28 protein-coding genes are annotated in these 26021 nt (G+C 61.7%); 12 read left to right on the top strand and 16 right to left on the bottom strand.

The window, feature by feature from the left end; all coding sequences use genetic code 11:
* Positions 1-8: 8 nt before the first annotated feature.
* The 7 genes from AB6A69_RS15970 to AB6A69_RS15940 form a co-directional block, all read right to left on the bottom strand.
* Positions 9-362, bottom strand: coding sequence for a hypothetical protein (locus AB6A69_RS15970; RefSeq protein ID WP_371061529.1), 354 nt, complete (start codon positions 360-362; stop codon positions 9-11).
* A gap of 633 nt (positions 363-995) precedes the next feature.
* Positions 996-1361, bottom strand: coding sequence for an ankyrin repeat domain-containing protein (locus tag AB6A69_RS15965; protein ID WP_371061528.1), 366 nt, complete (start codon positions 1359-1361; stop codon positions 996-998).
* Positions 1362-1366: 5 nt separating this feature from the next.
* Positions 1367-2143, bottom strand: a complete 777-nt coding sequence (locus AB6A69_RS15960; RefSeq protein ID WP_371061527.1) for a hypothetical protein — start codon at positions 2141-2143, stop codon at positions 1367-1369.
* Positions 2144-2245: 102 nt separating this feature from the next.
* On the bottom strand, positions 2246-2551 hold the full coding sequence (locus AB6A69_RS15955; RefSeq protein ID WP_371061526.1) for a hypothetical protein: 306 nt from the start codon (positions 2549-2551) through the stop codon (positions 2246-2248).
* Positions 2548-2778, bottom strand: a complete 231-nt coding sequence (locus tag AB6A69_RS15950; RefSeq protein WP_371061525.1) for a hypothetical protein — start codon at positions 2776-2778, stop codon at positions 2548-2550. The genes AB6A69_RS15955 and AB6A69_RS15950 overlap by 4 nt, the downstream gene beginning before the upstream one ends.
* Positions 2775-3134, bottom strand: a complete 360-nt coding sequence (locus tag AB6A69_RS15945; RefSeq protein ID WP_371061524.1) for a DUF2958 domain-containing protein — start codon at positions 3132-3134, stop codon at positions 2775-2777. The genes AB6A69_RS15950 and AB6A69_RS15945 overlap by 4 nt, the downstream gene beginning before the upstream one ends.
* Positions 3115-3375, bottom strand: a complete 261-nt coding sequence (locus AB6A69_RS15940; RefSeq protein ID WP_371061523.1) for a hypothetical protein — start codon at positions 3373-3375, stop codon at positions 3115-3117. Before AB6A69_RS15940 ends, AB6A69_RS15945 begins: the two co-directional genes overlap by 20 nt.
* Before the next feature lie 405 nt (positions 3376-3780).
* Here AB6A69_RS15940 and AB6A69_RS15935 point away from each other — a divergent pair, with 405 nt between their 5' ends.
* Positions 3781-4122: a hypothetical protein gene (locus AB6A69_RS15935; protein ID WP_371061522.1), complete on the top strand. Its 342-nt coding sequence runs from the start codon at positions 3781-3783 to the stop codon at positions 4120-4122.
* Between the two features lie 63 nt (positions 4123-4185).
* Here AB6A69_RS15935 and AB6A69_RS15930 read toward each other — a convergent pair whose 3' ends face one another.
* Entirely contained in the window at positions 4186-4491 is a 306-nt protein-coding gene (locus AB6A69_RS15930) for a hypothetical protein (RefSeq protein WP_371061521.1), read from the bottom strand.
* A 426-nt stretch (positions 4492-4917) separates the two neighbouring features.
* Between AB6A69_RS15930 and AB6A69_RS15925 the strand changes: the two genes are divergently transcribed.
* Genes AB6A69_RS15925 through AB6A69_RS15900 form a run of 6 tightly spaced genes read left to right on the top strand, consistent with a single transcriptional unit; the run spans position 4918 to position 8830 of the window.
* A complete protein-coding gene (locus AB6A69_RS15925; RefSeq protein ID WP_371061520.1) occupies positions 4918-6396 on the top strand; it encodes a type IV secretory system conjugative DNA transfer family protein in 1479 nt (492 codons plus the stop codon).
* Positions 6386-6922, top strand: coding sequence for a hypothetical protein (locus tag AB6A69_RS15920; RefSeq protein WP_371061519.1), 537 nt, complete (start codon positions 6386-6388; stop codon positions 6920-6922). Before AB6A69_RS15925 ends, AB6A69_RS15920 begins: the two co-directional genes overlap by 11 nt.
* Before the next feature lie 10 nt (positions 6923-6932).
* A complete protein-coding gene (locus AB6A69_RS15915) occupies positions 6933-7448 on the top strand; it encodes a hypothetical protein (RefSeq protein ID WP_371061518.1) in 516 nt (171 codons plus the stop codon).
* Between the two features lie 11 nt (positions 7449-7459).
* Positions 7460-7720: a hypothetical protein gene (locus AB6A69_RS15910; protein WP_371061517.1), complete on the top strand. Its 261-nt coding sequence runs from the start codon at positions 7460-7462 to the stop codon at positions 7718-7720.
* Between the two features lie 4 nt (positions 7721-7724).
* A complete protein-coding gene (locus AB6A69_RS15905; protein ID WP_371061516.1) occupies positions 7725-8375 on the top strand; it encodes a hypothetical protein in 651 nt (216 codons plus the stop codon).
* A complete protein-coding gene (locus tag AB6A69_RS15900) occupies positions 8372-8830 on the top strand; it encodes a hypothetical protein (protein ID WP_371061515.1) in 459 nt (152 codons plus the stop codon). The genes AB6A69_RS15905 and AB6A69_RS15900 overlap by 4 nt, the downstream gene beginning before the upstream one ends.
* A gap of 420 nt (positions 8831-9250) precedes the next feature.
* Here the strand turns inward: AB6A69_RS15900 and AB6A69_RS15895 are convergent, their stop codons facing one another.
* The 5 genes from AB6A69_RS15895 to AB6A69_RS15875 all read right to left on the bottom strand — a co-directional run bounded on the left by AB6A69_RS15895 (position 9251) and on the right by AB6A69_RS15875 (position 12919).
* Positions 9251-9439, bottom strand: coding sequence for a hypothetical protein (locus AB6A69_RS15895; RefSeq protein ID WP_371061514.1), 189 nt, complete (start codon positions 9437-9439; stop codon positions 9251-9253).
* A gap of 48 nt (positions 9440-9487) precedes the next feature.
* Positions 9488-10414 (bottom strand): ArdC family protein, encoded by a 927-nt coding sequence (locus AB6A69_RS15890; RefSeq protein ID WP_371061513.1) that lies wholly within the window; start codon positions 10412-10414, stop codon positions 9488-9490.
* Between the two features lie 716 nt (positions 10415-11130).
* The gene (locus tag AB6A69_RS15885; RefSeq protein WP_371061512.1) at positions 11131-12342 is read right to left on the bottom strand and encodes a tyrosine-type recombinase/integrase; all 1212 of its coding nucleotides are present in this window, start codon (positions 12340-12342) and stop codon (positions 11131-11133) included.
* Positions 12343-12379: 37 nt separating this feature from the next.
* The gene (locus tag AB6A69_RS15880) at positions 12380-12613 is read right to left on the bottom strand and encodes a hypothetical protein (protein ID WP_371061511.1); all 234 of its coding nucleotides are present in this window, start codon (positions 12611-12613) and stop codon (positions 12380-12382) included.
* Between the two features lie 18 nt (positions 12614-12631).
* Positions 12632-12919 (bottom strand): hypothetical protein, encoded by a 288-nt coding sequence (locus tag AB6A69_RS15875; RefSeq protein WP_371061510.1) that lies wholly within the window; start codon positions 12917-12919, stop codon positions 12632-12634.
* Positions 12920-13236: 317 nt separating this feature from the next.
* On the opposite strand from AB6A69_RS15875, the gene AB6A69_RS15870 reads away from it, so the two are divergent.
* On the top strand, positions 13237-13428 hold the full coding sequence (locus tag AB6A69_RS15870) for a hypothetical protein (protein WP_371061509.1): 192 nt from the start codon (positions 13237-13239) through the stop codon (positions 13426-13428).
* Between the two features lie 309 nt (positions 13429-13737).
* On the top strand, positions 13738-15411 hold the full coding sequence (locus AB6A69_RS15865) for a recombinase family protein (protein ID WP_371061508.1): 1674 nt from the start codon (positions 13738-13740) through the stop codon (positions 15409-15411).
* A 477-nt stretch (positions 15412-15888) separates the two neighbouring features.
* On the opposite strand, the gene AB6A69_RS15860 is transcribed toward AB6A69_RS15865, so the two are convergent.
* The 3 genes from AB6A69_RS15860 to AB6A69_RS15850 form a co-directional block, all read right to left on the bottom strand.
* Positions 15889-17478, bottom strand: coding sequence for a Calx-beta domain-containing protein (locus tag AB6A69_RS15860; protein ID WP_371061507.1), 1590 nt, complete (start codon positions 17476-17478; stop codon positions 15889-15891).
* Between the two features lie 74 nt (positions 17479-17552).
* The gene (locus AB6A69_RS15855; protein ID WP_371061506.1) at positions 17553-18866 is read right to left on the bottom strand and encodes a VWA domain-containing protein; all 1314 of its coding nucleotides are present in this window, start codon (positions 18864-18866) and stop codon (positions 17553-17555) included.
* A 429-nt stretch (positions 18867-19295) separates the two neighbouring features.
* Positions 19296-20738: a DUF6880 family protein gene (locus AB6A69_RS15850; RefSeq protein ID WP_371061505.1), complete on the bottom strand. Its 1443-nt coding sequence runs from the start codon at positions 20736-20738 to the stop codon at positions 19296-19298.
* 218 nt (positions 20739-20956) lie between these two features.
* Here AB6A69_RS15850 and AB6A69_RS15845 point away from each other — a divergent pair, with 218 nt between their 5' ends.
* The 3 genes from AB6A69_RS15845 to AB6A69_RS15835 all read left to right on the top strand — a co-directional run bounded on the left by AB6A69_RS15845 (position 20957) and on the right by AB6A69_RS15835 (position 25959).
* Positions 20957-22111, top strand: coding sequence for a tyrosine-type recombinase/integrase (locus tag AB6A69_RS15845; RefSeq protein ID WP_371061504.1), 1155 nt, complete (start codon positions 20957-20959; stop codon positions 22109-22111).
* A 120-nt stretch (positions 22112-22231) separates the two neighbouring features.
* On the top strand, positions 22232-23092 hold the full coding sequence (locus tag AB6A69_RS15840) for a WYL domain-containing protein (protein ID WP_371061503.1): 861 nt from the start codon (positions 22232-22234) through the stop codon (positions 23090-23092).
* Positions 23093-23094: 2 nt separating this feature from the next.
* A complete protein-coding gene (locus AB6A69_RS15835; RefSeq protein WP_371061502.1) occupies positions 23095-25959 on the top strand; it encodes a DEAD/DEAH box helicase family protein in 2865 nt (954 codons plus the stop codon).
* The last annotated feature ends 62 nt before the right edge of the window (positions 25960-26021 follow it).

Raw genomic sequence — 26021 nt, 5'->3', positions numbered from 1 at the left:
CAGCCCCCTCACGGTTCCCGGCCGAGCGACGAAAACAGCACCGTGCGCATCTCAGACAGGTCGCGCTGCGCGGCGATGATCGTCTCGGACAGAAGCTCAAGATCGCCAGATGCATGCGCTTGCCGCAGCGCACAAGCGATGGGACCAAGGGCGGCGATCATGCGTGCGGCCAGTTCCCGATCCATCGGCGGCGTGCGGGTCGAACGGAGCGGTGTCTGACCGAGAACGGCGTAGCGAATGAGACCTGCAACAGGCACACCGGCGGCATCCGCCTGCGATTTCACGAGCGCGGCTTCCTGCTCGTTAAAGCGCGCCTTGAGTGTGATCTGGCGCTGTCTGGTTTCGCTTCCGCTGCCAGCCATGGTTCGATCCTTTCCACCCTCCTCACACCGGCTGCACGGCCGCCCCGTGCTCATGGTCCAGCGCCGAATTCGCTGGTCGCCGTCCAGGGCGCGAACGCCTTGGTCGATGGGTTTCCAAAGGGAGAGCCGAAGTCTCCCTATGGTCGACGCCGGTGCCGAAACACCGGTCGTGGTCCAGGGTGCGAAAACCCTGGCCGTGGGATCGAAGGGGCGCGGAAGCCCCTCGTCTGGTTTCCAAAGGGCACGAAGGCTCTTTGGTCGTGGTGCAGCGCCGAAACGCTGACTGCGGAAACACCGGGGCCGGAATCGGTCTCTATGGTGCTTTCCGCACAAGCCGGGGATGGAACGGGGGCGGCAATTGAGCCCCCTTCCCAAGATGGCGCGGGGACCCCGCGCACATCTTGTACTCCGTGCTAACGACCTATGAGTTCAGGATACGGCTACAAGTTTAGCAAAATCTTAACGCCTGCTCCCTATCCCGCGTAGAGCCTGCGATCCTGTTGATTTACTTTCACTTTTACGCCGAATTTTCTGACGCGACAAGGATTGGACACGGCGTATGGCTGCCGAGAGACCGATGACTCAAGCGGACTGAAAGAGGGCGCTGCGGACTCGAACGGGTTGTCGAGGAGACTATGGCGTCTCGCGTTCGAGGAACACTGCTTCGGCCTCAACGATATAGTCCAGAAGCGCAACATCTGTCCTGCACTCTGCGGCGACCGTCGTCGGCCATCGTCCGAACGCATCCGGTCCGAAAGGCGCAGAAAATTCCTCGACAAGGAGTCTCGCGAGTTCCAGGTTGTTCGATCCTACCGCGATATGCAGCGGCGTCAGACCCGTCTTTTCATGGCGGGCATCGACCTGCGCACCGGCTCTCAGGACGGCCAGGGCGTCGTCATTGCGGCCTTGGAACGCGGCACGGATCAGGCTTTGTGCCTGCTCCGCTGCACCGTCTTCCGTCTGGCCCTTTGGAATGCGTTCCCGCGGTGGTCTGGCCATGGCGCTTACCCTTTTTCCGCATCGCGCTCGACCCGGGCAAAGAGCCGTATGGGCGACACGTACCTGTCCTCTTCACCGTCCGGGTTCTGGGGCGCAATCACAAGAAGATACGCTCCGGAATAGTTGTCATTTTTCTCAAGCGTCCAGATGGTCGAGCGTGGGCGGCGCGTTAGGCTGTCCCGCCCGATCCAGAGCAGATAGCGGTCCTCCACAGGGACAGCGATACCCTCGGTCGCCAGACGCACCGCCGCAGCCGTCTTCTGATCGGGGAATGGATTATGGATGGTTTCGCTCGTGCGGAAAAAAGGTCCGTCCTGCCGGCGCTCCAGAACGAGCGTCGAGTATGGCATCAGGTCGGAAAAACTTGCTCCCTTCCTGACCATCGACAAACCTTCCCCCGTATGCATGGCCGACGAGTAGCGGACATCGAGTGCGATCCGGTCCCTGCGAAGCCAGTCGGAGTCTACATGCGGCGTGGCGGTGAAATTCCCGAGCGCAGCGCCCAGACTGGACACGTGCTGCTCGGCGGAAAAATACGGCAGCGCCCTCGCAAATTCGTAGCACATAGACACATTGAGGTCTTGCGTCTGGTGCGCGTGCGCGAGGAAGCGCTGCAAGGTGCGCATCGACATTTCCCGCCGGAGCGGATCATGCCGGCAAATCTCGTCATACAAGGTGGGCGCACCGATTCCGCGTTCCGACATATAGCGCAGCAAGGCATCGCGGACGTCCGCGCGTTCGGCGATCGTAAAGTCCCGCTTGATGTCGGTCTCGGTATCCAATGTTGCAGCAGCTCCGGACGCTTGCTTTAGCGAACGGTAACAAACCGCCACTCCGCCGCCAAGGCCGGCAACTCGTCGGCGGCGGTCATCTGCGGCGAACAATTAGAACAGGTTCAATTGCCGGGCCGCGGCCTCGCGGGCTTTCCACGCGTCTGACAGAGACTCCACGTCCAGCCACTTGCGGGCGTAGGCGACGGGGCCGCCTTCGGTCTCGACGGCTTCGCGGCTCGTGAAGTGCGAGCGATAGCCGGTCTCGGTCATCGGCAACGGCACGCGCTCGTCGCTGACGAGTTCGAGATGCGCGACCTGATGACCGTCGAGATCGATACCGAGCCATTGCGGCGTCCAACGGACCGAGAGGGCGATGCCCTCCCAGTCGATACGGTAGGTTTCGGTGACGCGCGTCATGATGCACCTTCCGCCGGGACGCCGTCATGGTCGGTCAGCGCCATATCGGGCGTGACGCTCACGAATAGCGGCGTGATCCGGTATTCGCCGGCGTCTTCGGTCACGGCCACGATGGCCGCGGCGGGCGCGCCGTTCACATGGCAGGACAGCAGCGCGAAATTGCTGTATTCGCCGGATGTCAGCGCCTCGAAGGCGCTGACGTGATCGCTTGTGATATGCGTGCTCATGTGACGATCCTCCCGTTCTCACGGGCGACGGCGGCATAGGCGCCAAGGCTTCGGTCGGCCCTGAAGGACCTGTCGCGTTCTGCCGGAAGCCCGAAGGCGCCGCGGACGCTCTCGATTTCGGAAATCCGCACGCTGCCGAGTTCGGCGCAACCGAGTCCGAGATCACATAGCCCGAAGGCGATGTCCGGTTCGTCCGGATCGAGTTCGGCGATCAGCCAGGTGCAGTTCGCATCGGGCGTGAACAGCTTCACGACAGGTTTGTGATCGGGCGGCTCCTGCCCTTCGGCGAAGGCCGCGGCAGTCGCGCGGCCTTGCTCGATGAGTTTCCGGTATTCGTTAGCGGGGATCAGTTTCATCGGACTTCTCCTCGCTGTGCGGGTTAAACGTAGCCGGCAGGATCACCAGACGGCCCTCGGTCGCGGCGATCGGTGTGCGCAGGTTGCCTTTGAAGCCCTTGCCGGATTTTGTCGGCCAGAGGCCCGACAGTTCGGTCCAGTGGGGCTCGCCTTCCGGCGTGTCCTGTACCAGCCAGGCCCGGAATTTCGGGCGAGTGCCGGACGGCTTGTCCTGCGGTTGGGTTTGCGTTGCGTCAGTCATTTTCAGTCTCCTTTTCGTTGCGGGCTGGCCCCATGCCAACCGATGCCGACGCGTCCGGCGCATGCGCCGGGGCGGCTGCAACGCATTGTTGGGGGACCGTCGCGCCGAAGCCTTGGCGAAGGCGGATGGGGGAGCCGACAAAGCAAGTTGCAGCGCTGAGCCCCGCGTCTTGCGCTAGCTTCGCGCACGGTCTGGCAATGCGGGTTGCCCTTGCAGAAAGGCGGGAGACGAAGATGTTGGAACGCCATCCGATCGCGGATCAAAACGCCATGCGCCTGTTTTTCCGAAATTTCGGAAGGACAATCTGCCGGTGCGGATTTGCGCCTGTGAACGTGACCGCCGCCGACAGGTCGCCTGCGGCACGCGAAACCTGCACAAACGCCGATGCTCTGCTAATATGCCGCCATGCGCATCCTGTTCGTCTGCACCGCCAACAAGTTGAGGAGTCCGACCGCAGAAGATGTCTTCCGCGACACGCCCGGAATTGAAGTCATCTCGGCAGGGACAGATTCAGAAGCGCCGCGCCCATTGTCGAAGGAGTTGGTGGCCTCGGCCGACATGATCTTCGCGATGGAAGCCCACCACCGTGAACGTATCCGCAAGAAGTTCAAGCAACGCCCGCCGGACAACCGGATCGTCACGCTGCATATCCCGGATGAGTACGAGCGCGGCGATCCCGCGCTTGTGGCATTACAGAGGGAAAAGGTCGGCACGCGGCTTTTGGCGCTAAACGGCAGCCGTCCTTAGATGCAAGACGGCAAAGGCGCATGGATACGAGGCTGATTGGGTTTATGAAGTTTCCTGGACGAGCTACTCGAATGTCCGCTCGCGCCCACCGCCGAGATCGCATTTTGGTCTCATCGCGCGACGTTCTCTGCGCATACGAATAGCCTCCAGGCGGGATTCTTCTGTTCCTGTCTTTTCAAGTTGGCGAATTGTTTCGTTGAAAAATGCATCACTTTCTTTTAGCGCGTGAATGCTCTCGGTAACAGCGGCATACCCAGCTGCAATTTTGGCGGCTTTATCACCAGAATATTGTGCGGATTTGTTAAAATGCCGATCCAGTCTTTCTTGCATCTCTTCTAGTCGCTTTATGTCGTCAAATATCTTTGCCATCAATGTCTCCAGACCGTTAAAATAAGTCAGCCTTTATGACATAAATAAATGTTATTCTGCAAGAAATTGCTTGAACGTAACAGTGGCTAATCCCCGCGCGAGGGATCGTTACCTTCAGGCCAAGACAACAGGCTTGCAGCGCGTAAGCGCCTAGAGCCCGGTCCGGCTCATGCCGGGCGCGCCCTTCCACAACCACCGTGTCCAACCCGTGTCGTCGTCTTCAGACTGGCCGGTCCCCAAATTCATCCTTGAGAGAAAGGATGAGAAACCGGGATGCTCGGGATTGTTTTGGGATCAGCGGCGGTGGGTGCGACGGGATATGTCGCCTTGCGCTGTCGTTTCAAACAGGATGCGACAACCTACGGGTCCGCGTCCCGTTTATCCCTGTGGAGCGCCCTCCAACATGGCTTGTTCCGCCGGAAAGGCATGATCGTCGGCGATTGGTCGTTCGCCGATCTACCGGTCTATTACGAGGACACGCACGCGATCACCTTCGGCCCGTCCGGCAGCGGCAAGGGAACGGCGGCAATTCTGCCGGCCATTCTGGATGCCCGCTTTGTATTCATCAACGACCCGGGCGGCGAGAACGCGGCGATCGCGATCAGGGAATGGCGTGCCAAAGGCTACAAGGTCACCGTTATCAATCCGTTCGGGATGCATCCGGAAAAGCCGTGGGCGCTGCCGCGGCACGGCTTCAACCCGATGGATATTCTCGATCCCAAGGACCCGCAATTTCCCGCGCATGCCGAGCTCCTGGCGGAGATGCTCACGCCGCGTAGCGGCCGTGAAGCAGGCTCCTCGCAGTTCTTCAAGGATAGCGGCCAGACCTTCAAGCAAGCGCTGAACATTCATACCCGTACGGCACGGCCGAAGGATCAGCACCATCTCGGAACGCTCTATGAGATGGTGAATCTATCAGCTGAGGGCTGGGGCAAGCTGCTCAAAGAGATGCAGGCCAACCCGGCCGCCGACGGACTCGTGGCGGCCGAGGCCAACGCCATGGAGCGTCGCGAAGAACAAGCGCCCGAAGAGTTCTCGGCCATCATGTCCACGATCCAGCAGGATTTGCGTTGGCTCGCCGACCCGATCGTACGGCAGAACCTGAAGCGCAGCGATGTAGATTTCACGGCCCTCAAGGGAACGGACCGAAACGGCCGGCCCGTGAAGGGCTGTATCATCGTCGTTGTTCTGCCTCTGGAATACAGCGAAACCCATGCCGCCATTCCGCGCCTGGCTATGGGCTGCGCGATCTGGACTATGCAGCGCGCCCCGCTCGCCCGCGAGAAGGTGCTATTCGTCATCGACGAAGCGGCAGCGCTGCGGAAGATATCACGGTTTCCGAACTGGCTCGCGACGCTGCGCAAATACCGCGTCGTGCTCTGGCCCATCTTTCAGAATATCGGGCAGGTCAAGGCGCTCTACGGTCAGGAATGGCAGGGATTCATTGCAAATTGCGGTCTGCGGCAGTTTCTCGGCGCCGCCGATCTGGAGACGGCGGAGTATATCCACCGGCTCGTCGGCGAACGCACTGCGGAAAGCCGGTCGGTCAATGCCGAAGGTAAGGCTTCGACGTCGGAGACACGGCGCCCGCTTCTGACCGTCGATGAAATCCTGCACTTCGACGGTGACAAGCAGATCGCCTTCATCCGCAATCTCAAGCCGGCGATCCTGCGTAAGACGCGCTACTGGGAGCGCGCGTCGCTACGAGGGCGGTTCAACCGCAACCCGTATCAATCGGGCCGCAGGCCGCCTGCCTTTGGGGCGCTGGCAAGGCGGCTCTGGGGAAAGGCGCTCTATAGCGCGGCCTTTTTGCTCGCGCCGCATCCGGCTGCAGCCCTGATCTACCTGGCCGGCCTTGGCTATGGCCTGTTCCGTCTTTGGGAGTTTGCCAGTCATGTCCTTTGAACGCTGGATCATCGACCTTCTGCCACCCTGGGTGATTGACGAGGGTTGGCTGCCGCATCTGGCGCTGTTTGCCTTTCTGATCGGGCTGCGGCTGCTACCGATCATGATCGCCGGGCTGTGCCAGCTGCTCGGCGTTTTCGCGAAGCTGTTCTTTGCCGCCTTTCTAGCAATCCTGCCAGCGGCGGCGATCGGGCTCGGAAGCGTCTTCGCGTTCGCATTGACGGGCGCCGGGCGGCTCGCGCTGCTCATCTGGTTCATCGCGCTCGAAGCCCGCAGCAGCGACGCGCACGGCGACGGCGATGGTGATAATCGAGCCGGACCGGACACAGCGGCGGGATCATCCGGAATCGCCGAAGCCTGTGCCCTGCTCGGCCTGCCCGAGAACGGGTTCACGCCAGATGATCTCAAGCGCGCCTATCACCGCGCCATCAAGCGCGCGCATCCCGACCAGGGCGGCACTGCGGCGGACACCATGGCGATCCTGAGCGCCCGTGACCGCATCAGTGAACATTTTGGATGGAGCTAGGAGAACGATAATGAAGTTCAGACTGCCAGACTTGACGGCAACAGGCGGCGCGATCCGGCGCGCAAAATCGCGGCTGCGCGCCTTCGACGACGCGCGTGCGGACCGCCAATATCTTGCCTGCCGCTGCGCCAGGACAGACACGCCGTTCGAGGCGGTATTTATCCGCCAGCGCGGCAAGCCGTGCTACGCGTTGGAATCTGTGCGCAAGCCGGAGCCGCAGATCAACCAAGGTGCCGCCAGTTCTGCTCCGACGACGCAGTACGACATCCGGCATTTCGCGCTGGACGCAGTGGTCTGCCCGCATTGCGGAGAGCTCCAGTTCACCAAATGCGGCCGCTGCGGCGCCTTCGTCTGTGATGGGCGCTCCAAACGGCGGCGCAGCGGCTTCTATTTTCGCTGCGCGCCCTCCTGCGGCAACGAAGGGACGATCGGCACGCTTGAGACCATCGAAATGACAGCGCCACCGCGCGCGCTGCAGATCACGCTGGACAATGCGCCGCTGCGCCTCCTGAAACCCAAACCCTGAACGGAAAGACCATGATGGAACATGACGAAACAATAACCGGGCAGCGCGCCCCGCGCAGGACGCCGGATGATATCGAGCGCGATCTCACCCAGGCCAGCGACGAGGAGCTGCGGCTCGTGATCAAGGTCGCGAGCAATCAACTGACGCTGCGTGATGCCGAGCGCAAACGCGAGGCGATGGCGAAGATCAGGATGCTGGCCAAAGAGCACGGTCTCAACGTGGCCATCGATCGCCCGCCGCGTAAACGCGGCCGGCCCGCCAAGAAGGAGTAAGAAGATGACATTCCTTAAGAACTTTGGTGCCGCAATACTTGGGCATCCGCGAATCCACCGTGAGGGCGACATCGTCCGTCTGCGGGGCGACTACCCTAACCCCGAGTCCGGACGCTGGATCGGCTATAGTGCGCTTTTCGTCATGCTTGTAGTGATCATTGCCGCACCCGCTTTCTATTACGGCCCGCGAGAGCCAGAAATCAAGGATATCGGAGACCTTATGGCGGCGATCATTCGGGGTCTTCCGGCTGCCGTTGCGCCACTGCTCGATCTCGTGAAGGACTGGCGACCGGGGATGCCCCTGCCAGACCTGCGGGGCTGGGCAAACGGCCTCGCCGTCCTTCCCGCCATGATATTGGTCACCGGTTTCGCCTGGCATATCTGGCGCTTCGCTTTCGACCGGCCGTTCCTGCTCGTGACCTGCGACGGCAACACCATGGCCGTCCAGCGCGGTCGCCTCGGGACGCCTAAGCAAATCGATGTTTCCGGGATCGACGCCGTGCTCGTTGGACGCCGCGTATCAGGAGCGCACGAGGTGCTGCTCCAGCACAGCGGCGACCTGACCCGGCTGGCTGTGGTCAAGGGCGAGGAACGCCGCGCCCTGCTTCTCAAGGCAAAGCTGGAAATGATGCTCTCGGGAGGGTCCGGATCATGACGGAGCAAGAAATCAAAGAGTTGCGCCTGAGATTGGCACGGGAAGTCGAGCGATATGCCGAACGTGACGACTACATCACCGGTGCATGGGTGAAGATCGGCGAAACCAATGCCCTCGCTCTGACCAGCGAGGCGGAAATGCTGGTCTTCGACATCGCGCCGGAACAGGTCGCATCGCTTCAGACGGCATATGCGGGCTACCTCGTTCTTGAAGACCTTATCGTGCCCTCGCTGTTTGACGATCGCACGACCGAACTCATCGAAAAGGCCCGCGACCTGGTCCCGCCGCTGAAGAGCTTCGGGCGGAACATCCCCTTTGCGACCGGGATGATGGATGAACGATTCTTCGCCTGGTTTGCACGGGAATTCTTCGGGATTTCGCGACGCCAAGCTTACGCGATCTACGCGAAACACGACTTCAACGTTCACGCGAGCGTGGTCTTTTCGGACGAGTGAATGACGAGGGATACCTACCGGAAAAGGAGGCCAAGAATGGCATATGACGACAAACTAAGGGACTTTTACGACGGGCTAAATCACGGCTACGCTTCCGGCGTGTATGGTGCTCTGGGGAATTCCCTGAGACAGGCAGGCCAAGCGCCTGTGACGCCGCCGCAACCTGCGCCAAAGCCGGTGTGTGTAGTGCCATCAAGCGCGATCCCGGCACGGAGCGGGAATCGGCAGTTTTTCGACCCGGCGTGGGCGCGGAAATCAAACGGCCAATCTCAACCAAAGGCTCCCCAGACGCGCCGGAGAGTAAAACGGCAGTCGGGATCTTGCGCAAAAGGCCGCGGTTTTTGGGCTCGTATTTTGCGAGGCCTGTGCGCGGTTTTTCTCTAGTGTATCGGGGTCGCCTCCAAGGGCGACCCCGACCTTTCAGTCTTGGCGACAATGCTCGCGTTCGCACTGGTAAAAGACATCGTCGCCGGCCGGGCCGCAGTCACGCCAGCGTTCATCATTGAGCGGAATGCTTTTCGCAGCCTCTTCGGCGGCATTCTCGTCGTCGGCCTCGATGATAATGTTGTGCACGATGTATTCGCCGCGTGAGATGATGAATTTGGTCATGGTTCGATCCTTTCATTGTATCGGTTCGGTTGATGGAAGAGAGGCCGCCTATGCGGCGGCCTCGTCGACGTCTTCGACCACAGGCTGCAAGCCGTGGAGGAAATCGGTGGCGCGCTGCGCGTATGCGGCGGCTGTGAATATGGCGCGCTTGTCGTCCTTCAGGACTTTGAGCCAGCTGCCGATATAGGCGGCGTGGTCTTCGCGATCTTCGAGGGTGAGCCCGAGATCGGCGCAGAGGAACGCAGCCCCAAGCTCGGCCACGAGCTCTTCGCGGGCGTAGCCTTCGTCACCGAAACGCTTGCGCCCGAAGTCACGATCGAGGCGGCTCTTGTGCCGCGTCCAGTGAGTGCATTCATGTGCGAGCGTGGCGTAGTAGCTTTCGGCGTCGCGGAAGCTTTCAAAGACGGGCATCTGGACGTAGTCCTCAGGCGGGCAGTAGTAGGCACTGCTGCCGCCGTGGCGGATATCGGCGCCGGTATCGGCGAAAAACGCATCCGCGGCCTCGATCCGCTGATCGGGATTTAGCTGTGACTTGGCGGGCGCGTAGTAATGCGCCGGAAGCCCCTCGATTTGCTCGATATTGAAGACCGTGTAGCCCTTCATGAAGGGGATCATCTGATCGATCTCCTCGCCGGTCTTTTCATCGGTTTCGGTGCGCGTGAGCGTGTTGGCATAGACGACGGGCGAGCCCTTTTCACCTTTCCGGACATGGCCGCCGAGTTCGCGGGCCTGCTTGAAGGTCATCCAGATCGGGGCGCCGAAGTGCCGTTCCACTGATGAAGCCCAGAGCGTCAGGATATTGATGCCGCTATAGGGCTGTCCGTTGTGGCGCAGCGGGCGGGAGACGGGCCCGGCGGCATGCGCGGCGTTCCAGGGCTGTGTCCAGGGTTTGATGCCCTGCTCCAGGGCGGTGACGATCTGGTTGGTGATGCGGGTGTAGATGTCTGCGCGGTTCGTTTCGGTCTTGCTGGTCATGTCTTTCTCCTTCCGTTTGGCGTTTCCTCAAGACGCGTCACGGAAGGACGGGCGCATAAGACGGCTGGTCATCGCGCCTTCAGGCGCGTGTACGGCCAACACGGTCCGGTGGAGCCGAAGGCGGATACGGATGGTGCGGGCAGGTCGTTGACCGGACGGCGCGCTCGGCCAATGATGCGTCTGAAACTTGAGGAACGCCTTTACGGAAGGCGACATGACCGTGCCGGAACGTTACCGAGCATCGGCAACCAGGCATTGTTCACCGAACGGGATCACCGTCCGGCAGGACAATTCTCCCGATGGCACACCGCGATCAAGTGCACCCCCGCCCCGCGCATCCTAAGCCCGCTGGAAACAGGATAGACCGCGCGCGAAATTGTGGCGCGTTGTGGCAAATAACCAGAATGGAACCGGCAGGGGCCCAGATGATGACCATAGCTGTCCGCGTGAACGTCGTGCGCTGACCGCCGAAAACGGATCACGAGCGCTTCAGAATTTGCCACAAACTTGCCACAAGCCGAAAGAGACCGAAAAAGAGAATGGCGGATTCATGCGGGTTACGGCGGGGCGCTATTTGTGGCAAAAATTGAGGAAATCTAGTGGTTTCTTTACAGAATACGCCGCTAAGTCATTGATTTAATTATGGTAGCGGAGGAGGGACTTGAACCCCCGACACAAGGATTATGATGCCTTTAAAAATGCAGCCGTGCCGAGGCTTAGAGGTCACTCGCCACAAATTCGCCACAAGTCTTCTTGCTCGTTATCGAGGATATAAGACGGGTTTGCTCGTCTTGCTCCCATTCGACACGCTCAACAACGTGCCCGTAGATGTTCAGGGTCGTTTGGATGTCGGAGTGTCCCATCAGTTTTTGAATGCGCTTCAGATTGACGCGGTTTTCGATAAGCATGGATGCATAGAAATGTCTCAAGTCGTATGGCTTATATTTCGGCACTTCGACGGAGTCGCCTTCGCTGTGATCGATAGTGACGAGACCTGCTTCGATGCAGGCCGCCTGAAATCCTCTGCGGCGCCAATTATTGCTGCTCAGCCAGCGTCCATTTGAGGTCGGAAAGGCGAGATCGAAATCGTTCGGCGCGGCGTCGTTTTGCGCGTAATGCCTGACCATGTCGAGCGTTTCCGGGCTGAGATCGACGAACCGGCGCCCGGATGCCGTTTTGGTCGTAGAAATCTTCTGGCCACCGGCATCAAGCGCCCGCTCGACCATGACACCACGTTCATTGAAACTGGACCTGGCAATGACGAGATATTCCTGCGGCCGCATACCGCTATCGACCGCAAGATAGAGCATCGGACGGTAACGTTCCCACGTTCTGGCGATCTGAAGATTTTTCGAGTTGGCAAGGCGGTCCGCCGCCCGCAGCAAGGCATGGATGTCGCTCTCTGACGGGATCGTCACCGGCTCATCATAACGTGACGTGGCTGCAACCCGTACACCGGCAGCAAAATCATGTTGCAGGAAACCGCGGTTGACAAGTTCGAGCACCATGGAATGAAAGTAGGAAAGGACCTTGCGCGCCTGATCTCGGCTATGGTTCCGCAGCAGCCAGGAACGAAACTCGACTACATCGGGCGCGCTGAGCTCGCTCAGTGGTTTGGGCCACTCATAGTCGTTGATGATGCCGGCGCGGTAGCGGTACGTCTTCAGCGTATATGGCGTTACGGGATCGCGGCCACCCCGCCCCTCCTTTTCACAAACATCAAGCCATGTTCGCACACCCTCCTCGACACTGAGGTGCCGGTTTGGGGTTGCGCCCGCCTTGAAGGCGTCGCCGCTTTCAAGGAACGCACGGGCTTCCTTCAGCGTGTCGAACGTTTTGTATGCGTATCCGGTCTTTGCTGCTCTGCTTGCGTATCTGACCTGATAGGTAACGCCCCTTTTTCCAGTCCTTTTTCTAATATCACTCATTACTGCTCAATAAATTATCGAAAAACTCCTGAATGTATCACTCTCTAAGATTATTTTCAGCATCTATTTGCGCTTCGCGATAGATGTTCACAAGCGTGCCCTTTTCAATCTTGAGCCTTCCATCAATCGGATCAACAAAGAATGGCAGCTTGCGGCGGCCATATACATCGGTTTCGGCGGCGCGCTTTATCTGCCTGTCACTGAGTTCGACCCCCATCTCCGCGAGCAACGATCGGGCTTCATCCATTCCAATATAGCTAGGGAGCTTCATCTATTCTTTCCTGTAGCTTCAACTCAAATCATAATCCCAGCACGCCGGCCGGTTGTATTGCGTATGAAGCCGATAAATTGGCTTGCCGTCATACCGCCCCCGTAGTGGGGTGTATTCTCCAAACGCATCAGTCAAACCAAGCTTTAGCTTTGGCTTGGTGATGTATTTCACGTTGTGTTCGTCCTTGAGAATCTGGATGTCAGTCCAGAGGGCCTGCTTGAACTCCTCAATGGTCATGACACCTATCTTGGAGTAATCGATCGTCAGGCCGGGTTTTTCATTGCTGTTGTTCTTCTTTCTGCTCATGGCGGTTCCGTTATTTTGTTATTCCTATTTTACCGTTATGGCCTTTAACGTTCTGTTAATTTTTTCGGGCATTTTATCTTTGCTGCGCCCGCGAAACGCGCTGTGGGCGGCAGATAAGAGCGAGCGCTTGATCTGAACATTGCACGCAGTTCGGGTTTACTGAACCTGCCATTTCGGCGAGTGAATATCCCTCCGGCACCTTTTCCATTCTCTGTTCTCCACCCGTCCATGAGGGCCTTCTGTGGCCGATGATGATGACGGGGGACGGCGAAAGGCCTCGATGGTCGGGGCTCTCGAACAGAGAAGGAGTCGCCGTTATGACTGAGATATTCACCCGCGCCGCACTGGCGCAGCAAACCCTCGCGGAACTTCATGTCCTGTTCCGCCAGGCACAAGCGCAGCTGGCAAGTTGCGAGCTAGGCTCTCACGAGCACTTCGCGCATGCCGCAAACCTGCAAAATGTCAGACGCGAGATCGCGATCCGCACAATTCCTACACCGCGCCCCTAGCGCGGTCACCGGCCGGCCGCACAGGCCGGTCGGCACGTGTGTTCCGTTGCGGTGTCCAATCCGTGTCCACGAAAAATGACGGCCATGAACCTAACTAATAGCGTGAGACGGATCGCAAGCTACGCGCGGGACATTAACGGCCATGGCCCTAAAGCGGGAGAAAAGCACGAAGATAGCGCAACCCGTAGAGCCGGTGGCGGTTGACGAGGCGCTATGTGCGCTCGTCAGGGCTATTGCCAAAATGGCGGCCGCCGAGGATTATGAGGCAAGCAAAACCCAAACCTCTTCGCGACCGAAGGGCTCATCCTCATGAGCGCCGCCATGATTCCAGCCGTCATATACGCCCGCTATTCGACCGACATGCAATCAGCCTCTTCGGTCGAGGATCAGATCAGGCTGTGCGCCGAGCGCGCGGCCCGCGAGGGCATGGCGGTGACGCAGCACTATGCCGATCACGGCATATCCGGCGCGAGCCTGATGCGTCCCGGCATCCAGCAGCTCTTGCAGGATGCCATGGCGGGCAAGTTTCAGGTGGTGATCGCCGAGGCGCTGGACCGAATTTCCCGCGATCAGGAAGATATCGCCGGTGTCTACAAGCGGCTGAGCTTTGCAGGCGTCCAGATCATCACACTTAGCGAAGGCGCAATCAGCGAGCTGCATATCGGCCTGAAGGGCACAATGAACGCGCTCTTTCTCAAGGACCTGTCGGATAAGACACGGCGCGGTCTGCGCGGTCGTGTCGAGGCAGGCAAGTCCGGCGGCGGCAATTCCTACGGATATGATGTTGTCCGCAAGGTCAACGCGGCGGGCGAGCCTGAACGCGGGGATCGCAAGATCAACGAAGATCAGGCCGATATCGTGCGCCGCATCTTCAACGAGTATGCTGCGGGCACGTCCCCGCGTGTGATCGCGAAGACGCTGAATGGCGAGCATGTGCCAGGGCCGACCGGCAAGACTTGGGGGCCGTCCACGATCCACGGCAACAAGGATCGCGGCACCGGCATCCTGAACAATGAGCTCTATATTGGGCGGCTGGTCTGGAACCGCCTGCGCTACGTCAAGGACCCCGAGACCGGCAAGCGTCTGTCGCGTCTCAATCCGGCCGATCAGTGGATCGTGCAGGACGTGCCGCATCTGCGGATCATCGATGATGATCTATGGCAGAGGGTAAAAGCGCGGCAGGACGCCACGGCGCTCGGCAAGCATGACAAATCCAAAGCTGAAGGGTTCTGGGATCGGCGCCGCCCGCGCTTCCTGCTTTCCGGCCTGATCAAATGCGGGTGCTGCGGCAGCACGTTCGTAAAGATCAGTCAGCAACATTTCGGCTGCGCCAGCGCGCGCAACAAAGGCACCTGCGAGAACAAGCGCACGATCCGCCGCGATGTCCTCGAAGGTTCGGTGCTCAACGGCCTTCAGCATCGGCTAATGGATGACAAGCTTCTGGCGGTGTTCTGCGAAGAATACACCCGGCACATGAATGCACTGCGCACGGCCGAGAGTGGCAACCGCGCGAAGGATGAGGCGCGGCTCCAGAAGGTCATCCGGGAGCTTGACCGGATGATCGATGCCATCTGCGACGGCGTGCCTGCCGAGCGCGTGAAGGATCGCATGATCGCGCTGGAAGCCGAACGCGCCGAGATCGAGAAGCGGTTGGAGGCCGAGCCCAAGGAGGAAAAGCCGTTGCTGCATCCTTCGATGGGGGAGCGCTACCGCCAGGGCGTGATGCGACTGCGTGAGTCACTCGCCGATCAAAACGCGCAGCATGAAGCGGTGGAGATTCTGCGCGGCCTGATCGACCGGATCGTACTACACCCCTCTTCCGAGGAGGCCAGCGGCTTCGTCATGGATATCGAGGGTGATCTTGCCGGCATTCTAAGCCTCTGCCAGACAAGCAAAAAGGCCGCCGGGCTTTCGCCGGACGACCTCATGCAAATGAAGCTGGTTGCGGGGGTAGGATTTGAACCTACGACCTTCAGGTTATGAGTCGTTTCGAACGAACCATGAACAATCACTCGGAACCGCGCTATACTTCGTGTTTCCCGTCGCTTGCAGCCCCATGCCACGCATCGTCCCTACGCCAGATTTCGCAAGAAACCGCCATCAACCTCTCCCTCTTGCTTCCACTGTGCTTCCACAGGGCAAATGTGGATGTTCCGGTAGCATGAAATCATCACCGCCTTTGCTCACGCCCGGTCCTTCAAGCCGATCAGTACTAGGCAAGGCTTCCCCTAAAGCGGTAGCTCGGGCCCGGCGCAACCAGGGACCGAGGCCAGCCCCTTGATGCCGGTTGTGATGAAGCCTTATCCTCTTTGCGCCATCGTCAAACGGGGCGGAATCGGTCGTCCGCTGCAGTCTGGACGAATGTCCGAGAAGCATGGTGGATTGTGTTGAAAAGCTCTCCTTGTAAGTCGGCGCTCGGGTCAAGGACGGGCGGCTTCCCTTTCTCCGGAAACCAGACCGTCATTTCGGCGCTCTCAGAGCAGGCGAAAGACCGCCATGCGCGCGCTCGACCGCCGTATCGAGATTGTTCGACGCGTTTCCGAAGTCCTCCATGTAAGCCTCTTCGAGCCGACCGGTCGAGGTGTCCTGCGTGACGGCCTGGCCTATGATCGCCTCGCCGGCGGTGCCGATGCGGTAGCGCAGGCGGGTAGTGGCCGCGCGCGCCTCACCATAGCCCGGATCGCACGGGCCGGGCGCCGCCCGGTCTGCAGGGAGGGGACGACCGTCGGCGTCAAGCCAGATCTCTACCTCGACGGTGCGGGCGCTGTCGCCGTCGCCGCTGGTCATGTCGGGGCCGAGGCTGGTTGACAGGTAGGGACGGACAGCTTCGGCGCTCATGCCCAGATCGGCGGCGACCTGCCGCGCAACGGCGTCGGTGACCGCCTCTGGCGGCAATTGCGCTTCGGGCGATTCAGTCGGCAGGCGCGGGACCTCGGGCTCTTCCTCGACCAGCGGGATCACGCGGTAGCCATGCCGGGTCAGAATGCTTGCGCCGTCGACATCGCCGCGCTGCCGGCCGTAGCCGGAATAGCTGCCATCGGACCGTTCGAACATTGCGTAGTCGAATTCGATCCCGTCGACGACGAACTCGCCGCGCCACCCGGTGCGGTTGCCAGCGCCGATATCCCCGGCTGAAAGACCCGGTATACCTTCGGCGATGCCGGTGAAATCGGTATCTTCCGCGCAGTAACGGCGAAGTTCCAGATCCGTGCCGCTGGCCTGGCTCAATGTCATGCGCGTGCCGCCCAGATGGCGGGTCAGCGTGCCCTGCATGGCAGGATGCTGGAAGGGCTGTGTGAACGCCTGCCCCGAATACGTCATCTGCACAGTCCCTTCCGTGTACTCGATACGGACAGGAATCGCGCGCTCCGTCTCGTCGATGATCGTGCCGGTGACCTGCGAAGGCTCGAACGTCGCCGTGCCGGAGCCCATATGCATTAGCTCAATCGGAAAGGTCTCGGTTTGCTCGGGCACGTCGTCGGCCATCAGGCCGATGGCCAGCGACGCCTCGGTCGTTCCCGGCGGGAAGCGGGCGACCTTGTGCCATGGCTCGAAATCGAGGCCGGGTGTGGCGCTGCCGGCGCCGGGGCTGACGATAACCACCTCGTCGGTTTCGCTGTCGTACTCTTGCCTGATCGTCAGAATCGCCGCGCCCCCCTCGGGTCCCGGCTGGGCAGATACCGAGAACTCGTTGTCGTCGTCGATCACTGTGAGCGGGATCGCGGCCGCGCCGTTGATGACGCTCAGCACGGTTCCGGGCTCGAGCGGCATCACGCTGTCCACCGAGGCGATGAAGGTTTCGCGGTATGGCTCGTCGACGGGATCGTCGATGATATTGACGACCGCGCGCTTTCGCACCTCGTTTTCGAGAAACGTGACCGGGATCACGGGCGGCGCGAAGTCCACGCCACCGGTGGCGTCCACGCCGGTCAGCTGGATCTGGGCCATGAACGGGAACTCTGCCGGTTGGTCGAGTATCAGCCGAAGCTCGATGCGCTGTCCTTCGCCGGCCTCGGTGGAGACGGCCTCCATTGTCAGCACCTGGGCCATCGAGGCGGCCGGAGCAGCCGCGAGAAGCACGCCCGCCAAGGACGAGTGAGAGAGCCATGGTCGTAGACGGGGCATCATTGCACCTCCAAGATCTCGATCCGGTCGAATTCGGCGACGGTCTGTTCCGACCCCAGCGTTCCGGCGAAAAGCGCCGGATCACCGGTCGTGCGCAGGACCTGGATCGGATCGGTCTCGATCACCTCGGGGCCACCCTCCTGCATGGTCCAGCCGTTCATCGTCAGCCGGCCGACGTAGTCGCGCCCGCGCTTCGAGATGGTCAGACGGGCGCCCTTGTCCTCGAAATCACGCAGGATCTGCGCCAGGTCGTAGCCGCGCACATCTCCGGCGATCTCGACCTCAGCGCGGCTTTCAGTGCCGCCGGACATGGCCCGCAGCCGCAGCCACAAGTCGTCGTTGGAATTGCCCTGCCGGTATACATAAACCGAGATTGTGTTGTCGACATCAGCATGGCGTCCGACCTGGACGATGGCGCGCCGGCCGCCCAGCGACTGGACCTGGCCCATTCGGGCGGTAAAATCGGCGCTCAGGTCCCAATCACCGTCGGGAAAACCGGCGCCCGTCCAGCGGAACACATTCGGCTGGTCCGCGGCATCGCCCATGTAGCCGGGTTCGACGGTCATCGTCACCAGCGCGCCTTTGTCGACAATGAAGCCGGAAGGATCAGGGTTGTCGACCGTCCAGTCGGGGCCAAGTTCGGCGCGGTCGAACTCGTCGACGTGAAGCGGCCCCGTCGGCGCGGGTTCGGGCGCGCTGACCTGCTGAAGCGCGCCGGTCAGGGACGCAGCATCGGAGGCGGGGATGTAGCGCCCGCCCGTCGCCTCGGCGAGGCAGGCCAACTGTCCGCCCGCGTCGTCGACGTCGAAGCCGATGACATGCGCGGTAAAGCCTGCGCCGGCTTCCGCCAGTTCCTCACCCAGCGCACAAAGATCGGCGCCGCAATTCTCCAGTCCGTCGGTCACGACAACGACGGACCCGTTCTGCCCGACCAAACCGGCGGCAGCGCGGACCGATGCGCCCACCGGCGTCTTGCCACGCGGCGTGACGTCTTCGAGCGCGGTCTCGACCGCGGTGCGATCAAGTGGACCCGGGCTCAGAATCGTCTCGATGTCGTCACAATCTCCCTCGCGCCGATGCCCGTATGCCATCAGGCCGAGCGCCCGATCCTCGGGCCAGTCCGCCAGCATCCGCCCGATCGCGCCGCGCGCGATCTCGATCTTGGCGGTGCCGTCGATCTGGCCCCACATGCTGCCCGACCCGTCGAGAACCATCATCGTCGCGCCATTTTCCTGCGCCGCGGCGATCGCGGGCGCACCAACCAACCCGCCCGCGAGTGCCATCCAGCAAAGCCTGCTTGCGATCTGTTTCATGGTGTCAATCTCCCCATATGTGGTCCGCTTGGTGCAGCAGGCGCTGTCGTTCCTGGCCGGCATAATGTTGTCATCCGCGCAGCCCATGCCCTAGCCAGCCTGCCGGTTCCGCTTCCGCCCAACAACCCCCAGGCCGAAGCCGAGCACCTATGCGGCGATCAGCCCGCCAATCATACGAAAGTCCCATTCGGCGCTGTTGGCTCTCGGCGTGACGCCTGCGGCCTCGACATCGACCCGGCTGGACGGTGAAATCTCGGCTCGCAGCAGATAGCCGGCCTCGCGCGGCACCTCAAAGGTGCCCAGATTGACGTTGTGACCTCGGGTGCCGCAGGCTCCGTCCGGCTGCTTTCCGCACCCGTTACGCCCACCGCCCTATGCCGACGCAGCGGCTGCCACGCACGGCACCCCAATTCCGGCAGGCAATTAAAGTCACCTTTCATCAACGCTCGACCAGAAACCATATTTCCGCCCGTGCTGCTCCTTCAGTCGCGCCGAATAAACGTCATGCGTCTCGAACGCACCGAAGTCCGGGATGTCCCGCGCGAGCCGGGCGCAGGAGACCAGGTGCTCGGCGGCATAGCGATACCGCTTCGCCCGGGATCTGATGAGCGTGAAGTCGATCATCGCGCGGAGCACCAGCGTCGCGGCCAGCGGATGACGCGCTGACAGGGCCTCCGCCGCGGGGGCGAGATACTCGTAGTGATCCCCGTCGATCTCGTCATGCCGGGCCACGAGGAGGTCTGCGGCGCGATCCAGCGCCGGCCAGTCAAGGAAAAACTGCAGGGCATGGAGAAGGCTTGGATAAGCTAGGGCGTGCGCCATCGCCCGCTCTTCGGCCTCGATATCGTCGAAATCGGGAAGCCGCTTGAGATAGGCCCGGAGGTAGCCGTCGGAGAGCGTGCGCTCGAAGCAGTCCCACCGGAACGTCTGCGCCTCCTCGCCGCGACCCAGCGCCTCCAGCGTCTGCAGGCGAATGTCCTGCCACGCCAGCGGAACCCGCAACCCGTCGCCGAGCTCCGCGCGCTCGAGGAACCCCAGCGCCTCGCCTGCCCTGTCAGCCGCGAGCAGACGCTGCGCGATCTCCGCCGCGATCTGCGGCACCTTGCGGGTCTTGGGATCGTACTGGCTTATGAAGCCGTCGACGTCGCCCTGCGCGTCCGCGATGTCCTTGAGAGCCATGGCGACCGTGCTCGTGCGCTCACGCGCCCGCATCTCGTGCTCGTAGGTGGTGCCACCCGGGCCCCAGCCCACCGCCGTCCATTGGTCTTTCGGCGGCACCGACACTGGCGAGCGACCGAGGTCCTCGGCCATCGATTTCAGGGCCGCTAGCCCCTCTTCGCCGAGCGCCGGCGCGATTATGCCGATCAGGCCGTCGTACTGGCCATAGCCGTTGTCCTGCAGCGCATCGAGAACAGTGCTGGCGAGCGCCTGCGGGTCCGGCCGGACCTTCGCGGCGAGCTGCCCCAGATCGGCACAGGCCTGGTGGAAGATGCCGATGACGGTCCCGCTGGAGTCGTCGCAGCGCTCGAACACCGGCGAGGCGAGCGCCATGAACCGCCACATGAGCGCCAGCGCCTCGTCCGGATCGGCGGGCGCGATCTGCTCGACGATGGCGCGCCGCTGGGTTTCGAGATCCGTGACCAGCGCCTTGCGGTTCTTCCAGGTGATGAAGCTGCGGGCGCGGGCGATGCTTGTCAGCCGTTTGGTGATCTCCCGCGCGGCCTCCCTCGGGCTCTGGGCGCCCGCCAGCGCAAGCCGGAGCTTGCGCTTGGCCGCTGCGTTGCCGGTGCTGACCTCGATTAGCAATCGCGCCAGGCGCTCGGCGCCCAGCGCTTCGAGGTTCTTCGCATTGAGGGTGGTCTTGGAAGCCATTGGATCGCCAGTTCTTTTCCCCGACCCTATCAGCGGTCCGCGGGCGCCGGAACCTGCGTTCTGATTCGCTTAGCTCGTCGATTTCCCGCATCAGCGCGCCGAAACGCCTTGCGCGGAAACGCGAGGCATTTCCTTTTTCTTCGCGATTTCAACGTGTTCGTTGACTGTCGCCCGCGCTTCAGCACTGTGAAACGGCGAAAGAACCACCGAAGGCCGCCATGCCCAAGATCACCAAACGCCTCGTCGACGCCGCGGAAGCCCGCCCCGCCGAATACTTCGTCTGGGACAGCGAGATCCCCGGCTTTGGGCTGCGCGTTCTACCGAGCGGGCGCAAGGGCTACGTGGTCCAGTATCGCGCCGGACGCCGGTCGCGGCGGATCAGCCTCGGTCCCAGCACGGTCCTGACCTGCGAGCAGGCGCGCAACCGCGCCATCGCCATCGTCGCCGCCGCGCGCAATGGTGCGGACCCCGCCGCCGAGCGGGACGCGGGGCGCAGGGCGATCACGGTGAAGGAACTGGCGGAGCGTTTCGACAGGGAACACATCGCGATCCGCGTCAAGGCGAGCACGGCCAAGGAGTATCGCCGGAACTTGAGGCGCTTCATCCTGCCCGCGCTCGGGCAGCTCACGGTCACGGGCATCACGCGGGCGGACGTGGCGAAGTTCCATCACGACCTCCGCCACATCCCCTATCAGGCGAACCGCTGCCTCGAAGTGGTCTCGAAGATGTTCAGCCTCGCCGAGATGTGGGGCCTGCGTCCGGACGGCACCAATCCCCGAAAGCACATCCGGAAGTATCCCGAGGAGAAGCGCGAGCGTTTCCTCAGCGCAGCGGAACTGCGCCGGATCGGCGAGGTGCTGCGCGAGATGGAGGCGGAGGGGATCGAACTGCCGTCGGCCATCCTCGCCGCCCGCCTGCTGATCCTGACTGGCTGTCGGCTGAACGAGATCATGACGCTGAAATGGGAATATGTCGATCTGGCCGAGCGCGTCCTGCGCCTGCCGGATTCCAAGTCCGGCGCCAAGGTCGTCCATCTCGGACAGCCCGTCGTCGATCTGCTCCGCGACGCTCAGCGCATCGACGAGAACCAGTGGGTCATCACCGGCACCCTGCCGGGCAAGCGCCTGAGCGATCTCCAGCCCTTCTGGCAGCGCGTTCGCGCCCGCGCCGGGGTGAAGGACGTCCGCATACACGACCTGCGCCACACCTTCGCGTCGACCGCCGTCGCCTCGGGTCAGGGACTGCCGATGATTGGCAAGCTCCTCGGCCACACGCAGGTCCAGACCACGGCGCGCTACGCCCACCTCGCCGCCGAGCCGGTGAGGACCGCAGCAGATGCGGTGGCGCAGAACCTGCGGCACTCCTTGGGATAATCGCGCGCCAGTGCGCCCATTTTCGATTGATTACGCGGCTCCCCGCGGCTACCTTTCGAGAAAGCCCAGAAATTGGACGCGCACAATTCGCGTGCGCGCAGGGCCGGGCGGGAGCGCAACGTGGACAGGGACAAGGGCGGACTACGCTGGGGGGTCGAGCAGCGCCTCGAGTTCATCGAGTTCCGCCTGTTCTGGGAGGGGCACGTCAATCGCATCGATGTGATGCAGCAGTTCGGCGTCTCCGTGAACCAGGCATCCTCGGACCTGAACCGCTACATCGCGCTGGCACCGGACAACATGGTCTACGACAAGAGCGCGCGCACCTATGTCCGTGGCCCGGGCTTCGACTGCAAATTCCGCCCGCCAGACGCCGCGCACTATCTCTCGCAGCTCCGCCTGGTTGCCGACGACGTGCTGGAGCGCGAGGATTGCTGGATCCCTGACCTGCCACCCTACGCATCCGCCCCGACGCCGGTTCGCGGCGTTGAGCCGGTGACACTTCGCTCGGTCGTCGGCGCCATCCGCCGGTCCGAGGCGATCGAGGTGAAGTACCAGTCCCTGTCTAGCCCCGAGCCGCGCTGGCGCTGGATCGCGCCTCACGCCATCGCGTTCGACGGGTTCCGCTGGCACACCCGGGCGCTCTGCCTGACCGATGACTGCTTCAAGGACTTCCTGCTCTCACGGATCCTCGACATCCGCGGATCGCGGGAGAGCGAAACGTCAGCCGACGAAGATCGCGACTGGCATTCCGAGGTCACCCTGGAGGTCGGACCCCATCCAGAACTCTCGGAGACGCAGGCGAAGGTTATTGCACTCGACTACGGCATGCGGGGCGGCAAGGCGAAGATCAAGGTGAGGCGCGCGCTCCTCTACTACGCGCTCAGGCGGCTTGGGCTTGACACAGATCCGGCGGCGCGGAAGCCGCAGGACCAGCAGATCGTACTATTAAACTGCGAAGCGATGCGGAATGAGAGTATTTGATTATGAAATTGCTCGATCTTTTAGAATCGTACCGATCCGCCGCCAACAATGAGCGCGAAAAGGGCGACTACTTTGAGAAGCTTGTCAGGGTGTTCCTTGAGCGCGATGATACACAGCGTCAGTTTTATTCCAAGGTTATGCGGTATGTGGATTGGGCCGCCGAGCAAGGTTGGAGCGGCGCCGACACCGGCATTGATCTCGTAGCTGAACTTACAGATGGCGGCGGATACGCGGCTATTCAGTGCAAATTCTATGCACCGGAGCATGTGATCCAAAAGCCGGATATTGATAGCTTCATTTCCGCGGCATCCAACGAGCTTTTCACACGCCTCATCATCGCAGACACGACCCAGAAAGACTTTGGTCGAAACACTAAGGAGACACTCGACAAGCTCTCCAAAGACTGGAACCGGATCGGAATCAACGAACTTGAGGCCAGTCGTATCGATTGGTCTCGGTTCCTGAACACCGGCGAAGTGGTCCTTGCTCCGAAAAAGGAACTGCGTGACGATCAGCGGCAGGCCGTAGCCGCCGTTCTGGAGGGGCTCGAGAAGGACGACCGGGGCAAGCTGATCATGGCTTGCGGCACTGGAAAGACCTTCACCGCGCTTCGGATCGCCGAGACCATGGGTGGCCCTGGAAAGCGCGTCCTGTTCATGGTGCCCTCGCTTGCGCTCATGTCTCAGACGGTGCGCGAATGGAAGGCAGATAGCCAGACCGACTTCACGGGGTTTGCTGCCTGCTCGGACAAGCGGGTTGGACGCAAAGACAATGCAGACAGTCTTGATCTGAACGTCCATGACCTCGCATTTCCGGCAACCACCGATGCTTCGAAGCTCGCCCATCAGGTGGCGAATGCCAGCGTGGAGCGGATGACGGTCGTATTCTCGACCTATCATTCGATCGACGTACTGACGCGGGCGCAGCGCGATCACGGCCTGCCGGAGTTCGATCTGGTGATCTGCGACGAGGCACACCGCACCACTGGCGTCACTCTGAAGGACGAGGACGATAGCAATTTCGTCCGCGTCCACAGTGACGAATATCTGGCAGCCAAGAAGCGGCTCTACATGACCGCGACCCCGCGGATCTTCGGAGACGCCGCACGGCGGAAGGCAGATGACCATGACGCCGAGCTGGCCTCGATGGATGATGAGGCGAAATTCGGCAAGGACCTGTTCCACCGTGGGTTCGGCTGGGCGGTGGAGCGGGGACTTCTGACTGATTACAAGGTCGTCGTGCTGGCCGTGGACGAGGGACTGATCTCGAAGACCATCCAGAGCCGTCTCAAGCAGGGTGCGGAACTGACCCTGGATGACGCGACCAAGATCGTCGGCTGCTACAAGGCCCTGACCAAGAGCGATATCAAGGCCGATCTCGAAGCCGATCCGAATCCGATGAAACGTGCGCTGGCCTTCTGCCAGAGCATCGCCAAGTCGCGGATCATCGAGGATGAGTTCGCCAAGGTCGTGCAGGAATACACCGGCAGCGATCTCATCGAAGACACCCCGCATCTCAACGCCGAGGTTCGGCATATCGACGGCAGCTACAATGCGAGCGCCCGGGAAGAGATGCTGAACTGGCTCAAGGGCGACGCGGGGGACGACACCTGCCGCATCCTCACCAATGCGAAGGTCCTGTCCGAGGGCGTCGACGTGCCGGCCCTCGACGCCATCATGTTCATGCATCCGCGCAAGAGCCAGATCGACGTGGTTCAGTCGGTGGGGCGCGTGATGCGGCGGGACCCGAGCGGCGTCAAGAAGCTGGGCTACGTGATCCTGCCGGTCGCCATCCCGCCCGACACCCAGCCGGAGGACGCGCTCAACGACAACGAACGCTATCAGGTCGTCTGGCAGATCCTGAACGCCCTGCGCGCGCATGACGAGCGCCTCGACGCACGCATTAACCAGGCCGAGCTGGGCGAGGATATCAGCGACAAGGTGGATTTCGTCCGCATCTCCTCCGAAACGGAGCTGAAGGAGCTGACCGCCGTGGTGGACGACTTCGCCACCACGAAGACCAAGGCGGAGAAGGCCGGCGCCGGCATTGGCCAGGATGGCCCCGAGGGCCGCGACACCGGCGACGCGGAAACCCAGGGCGAGCTCGCTCTCGACGAGTTCACCCGCGCCATCATCGCCAAGATCGTCCAGAAGTGCGGGACGCGCGAGTACTGGGATACCTGGGCCAAGGACATCGCCAAGATCGCGCAGGCCCACATCACCCGCATCACCACCATCGTGGGCCAGGAGGGGCCGGAGCGCACCACCTTCCTCGCCTTCCTCGACGAGCTGCAGGATGACCTCAACCCCGAGATCACCGAGGCAGAGGCGATCGAGATGCTGGCCCAGCACCTCATCACGCGCCCCGTCTTCGACGCGCTGTTCAAGGGTAGCCAGTTCACCAACGCCAACCCCGTCTCCCGCGCGATGGAGACGGTGCTCGGGCAGCTCCACGAGCACAACCTCGCCAAGGAATCCGAGAGCCTGTCAAAGTTCTACGCCAGCGTGGAGCGGCGCGCGGCCGACGTGGTCACCGCCAACGGACGGCAGGAACTGATCTACAAGCTCTACGACAGCTTTTTCAAAGGCGCCTTCCCGGTCCTGACCCAGCGCCTCGGCATCGTCTACACGCCGGTCGAGGTGGTGGATTTCATCATCCACTCGGTGAATGACGTGCTGAAGGCGCAGTTCGGCCAGACCCTCGGGTCGGAGGGCGTGCACATCCTCGACCCCTTCACCGGCACCGGCACCTTCATCACGCGCCTTCTGCAAAGCGGCCTGATTGCGCCTGACGAGCTGGCGCGCAAATATCGCGAGGAAATCCACGCCAACGAGATCGTACTGCTGGCCTATTGGCCTGCCCCCTGAAAAGTGGTCCTCCCTGAAGTAGGCTTTCGAGCCAGATGGAGGACGAAGGAATGCCCCAGAAG

This window comes from Rhodosalinus sp. 5P4, from assembly GCF_041365695.1.
GTDB lineage: Bacteria > Pseudomonadota > Alphaproteobacteria > Rhodobacterales > Rhodobacteraceae > Rhodosalinus.
The sequence above is the reverse complement of the archived record's forward strand: the minus strand, read 5'-3'. Positions and strand labels throughout refer to the sequence as shown.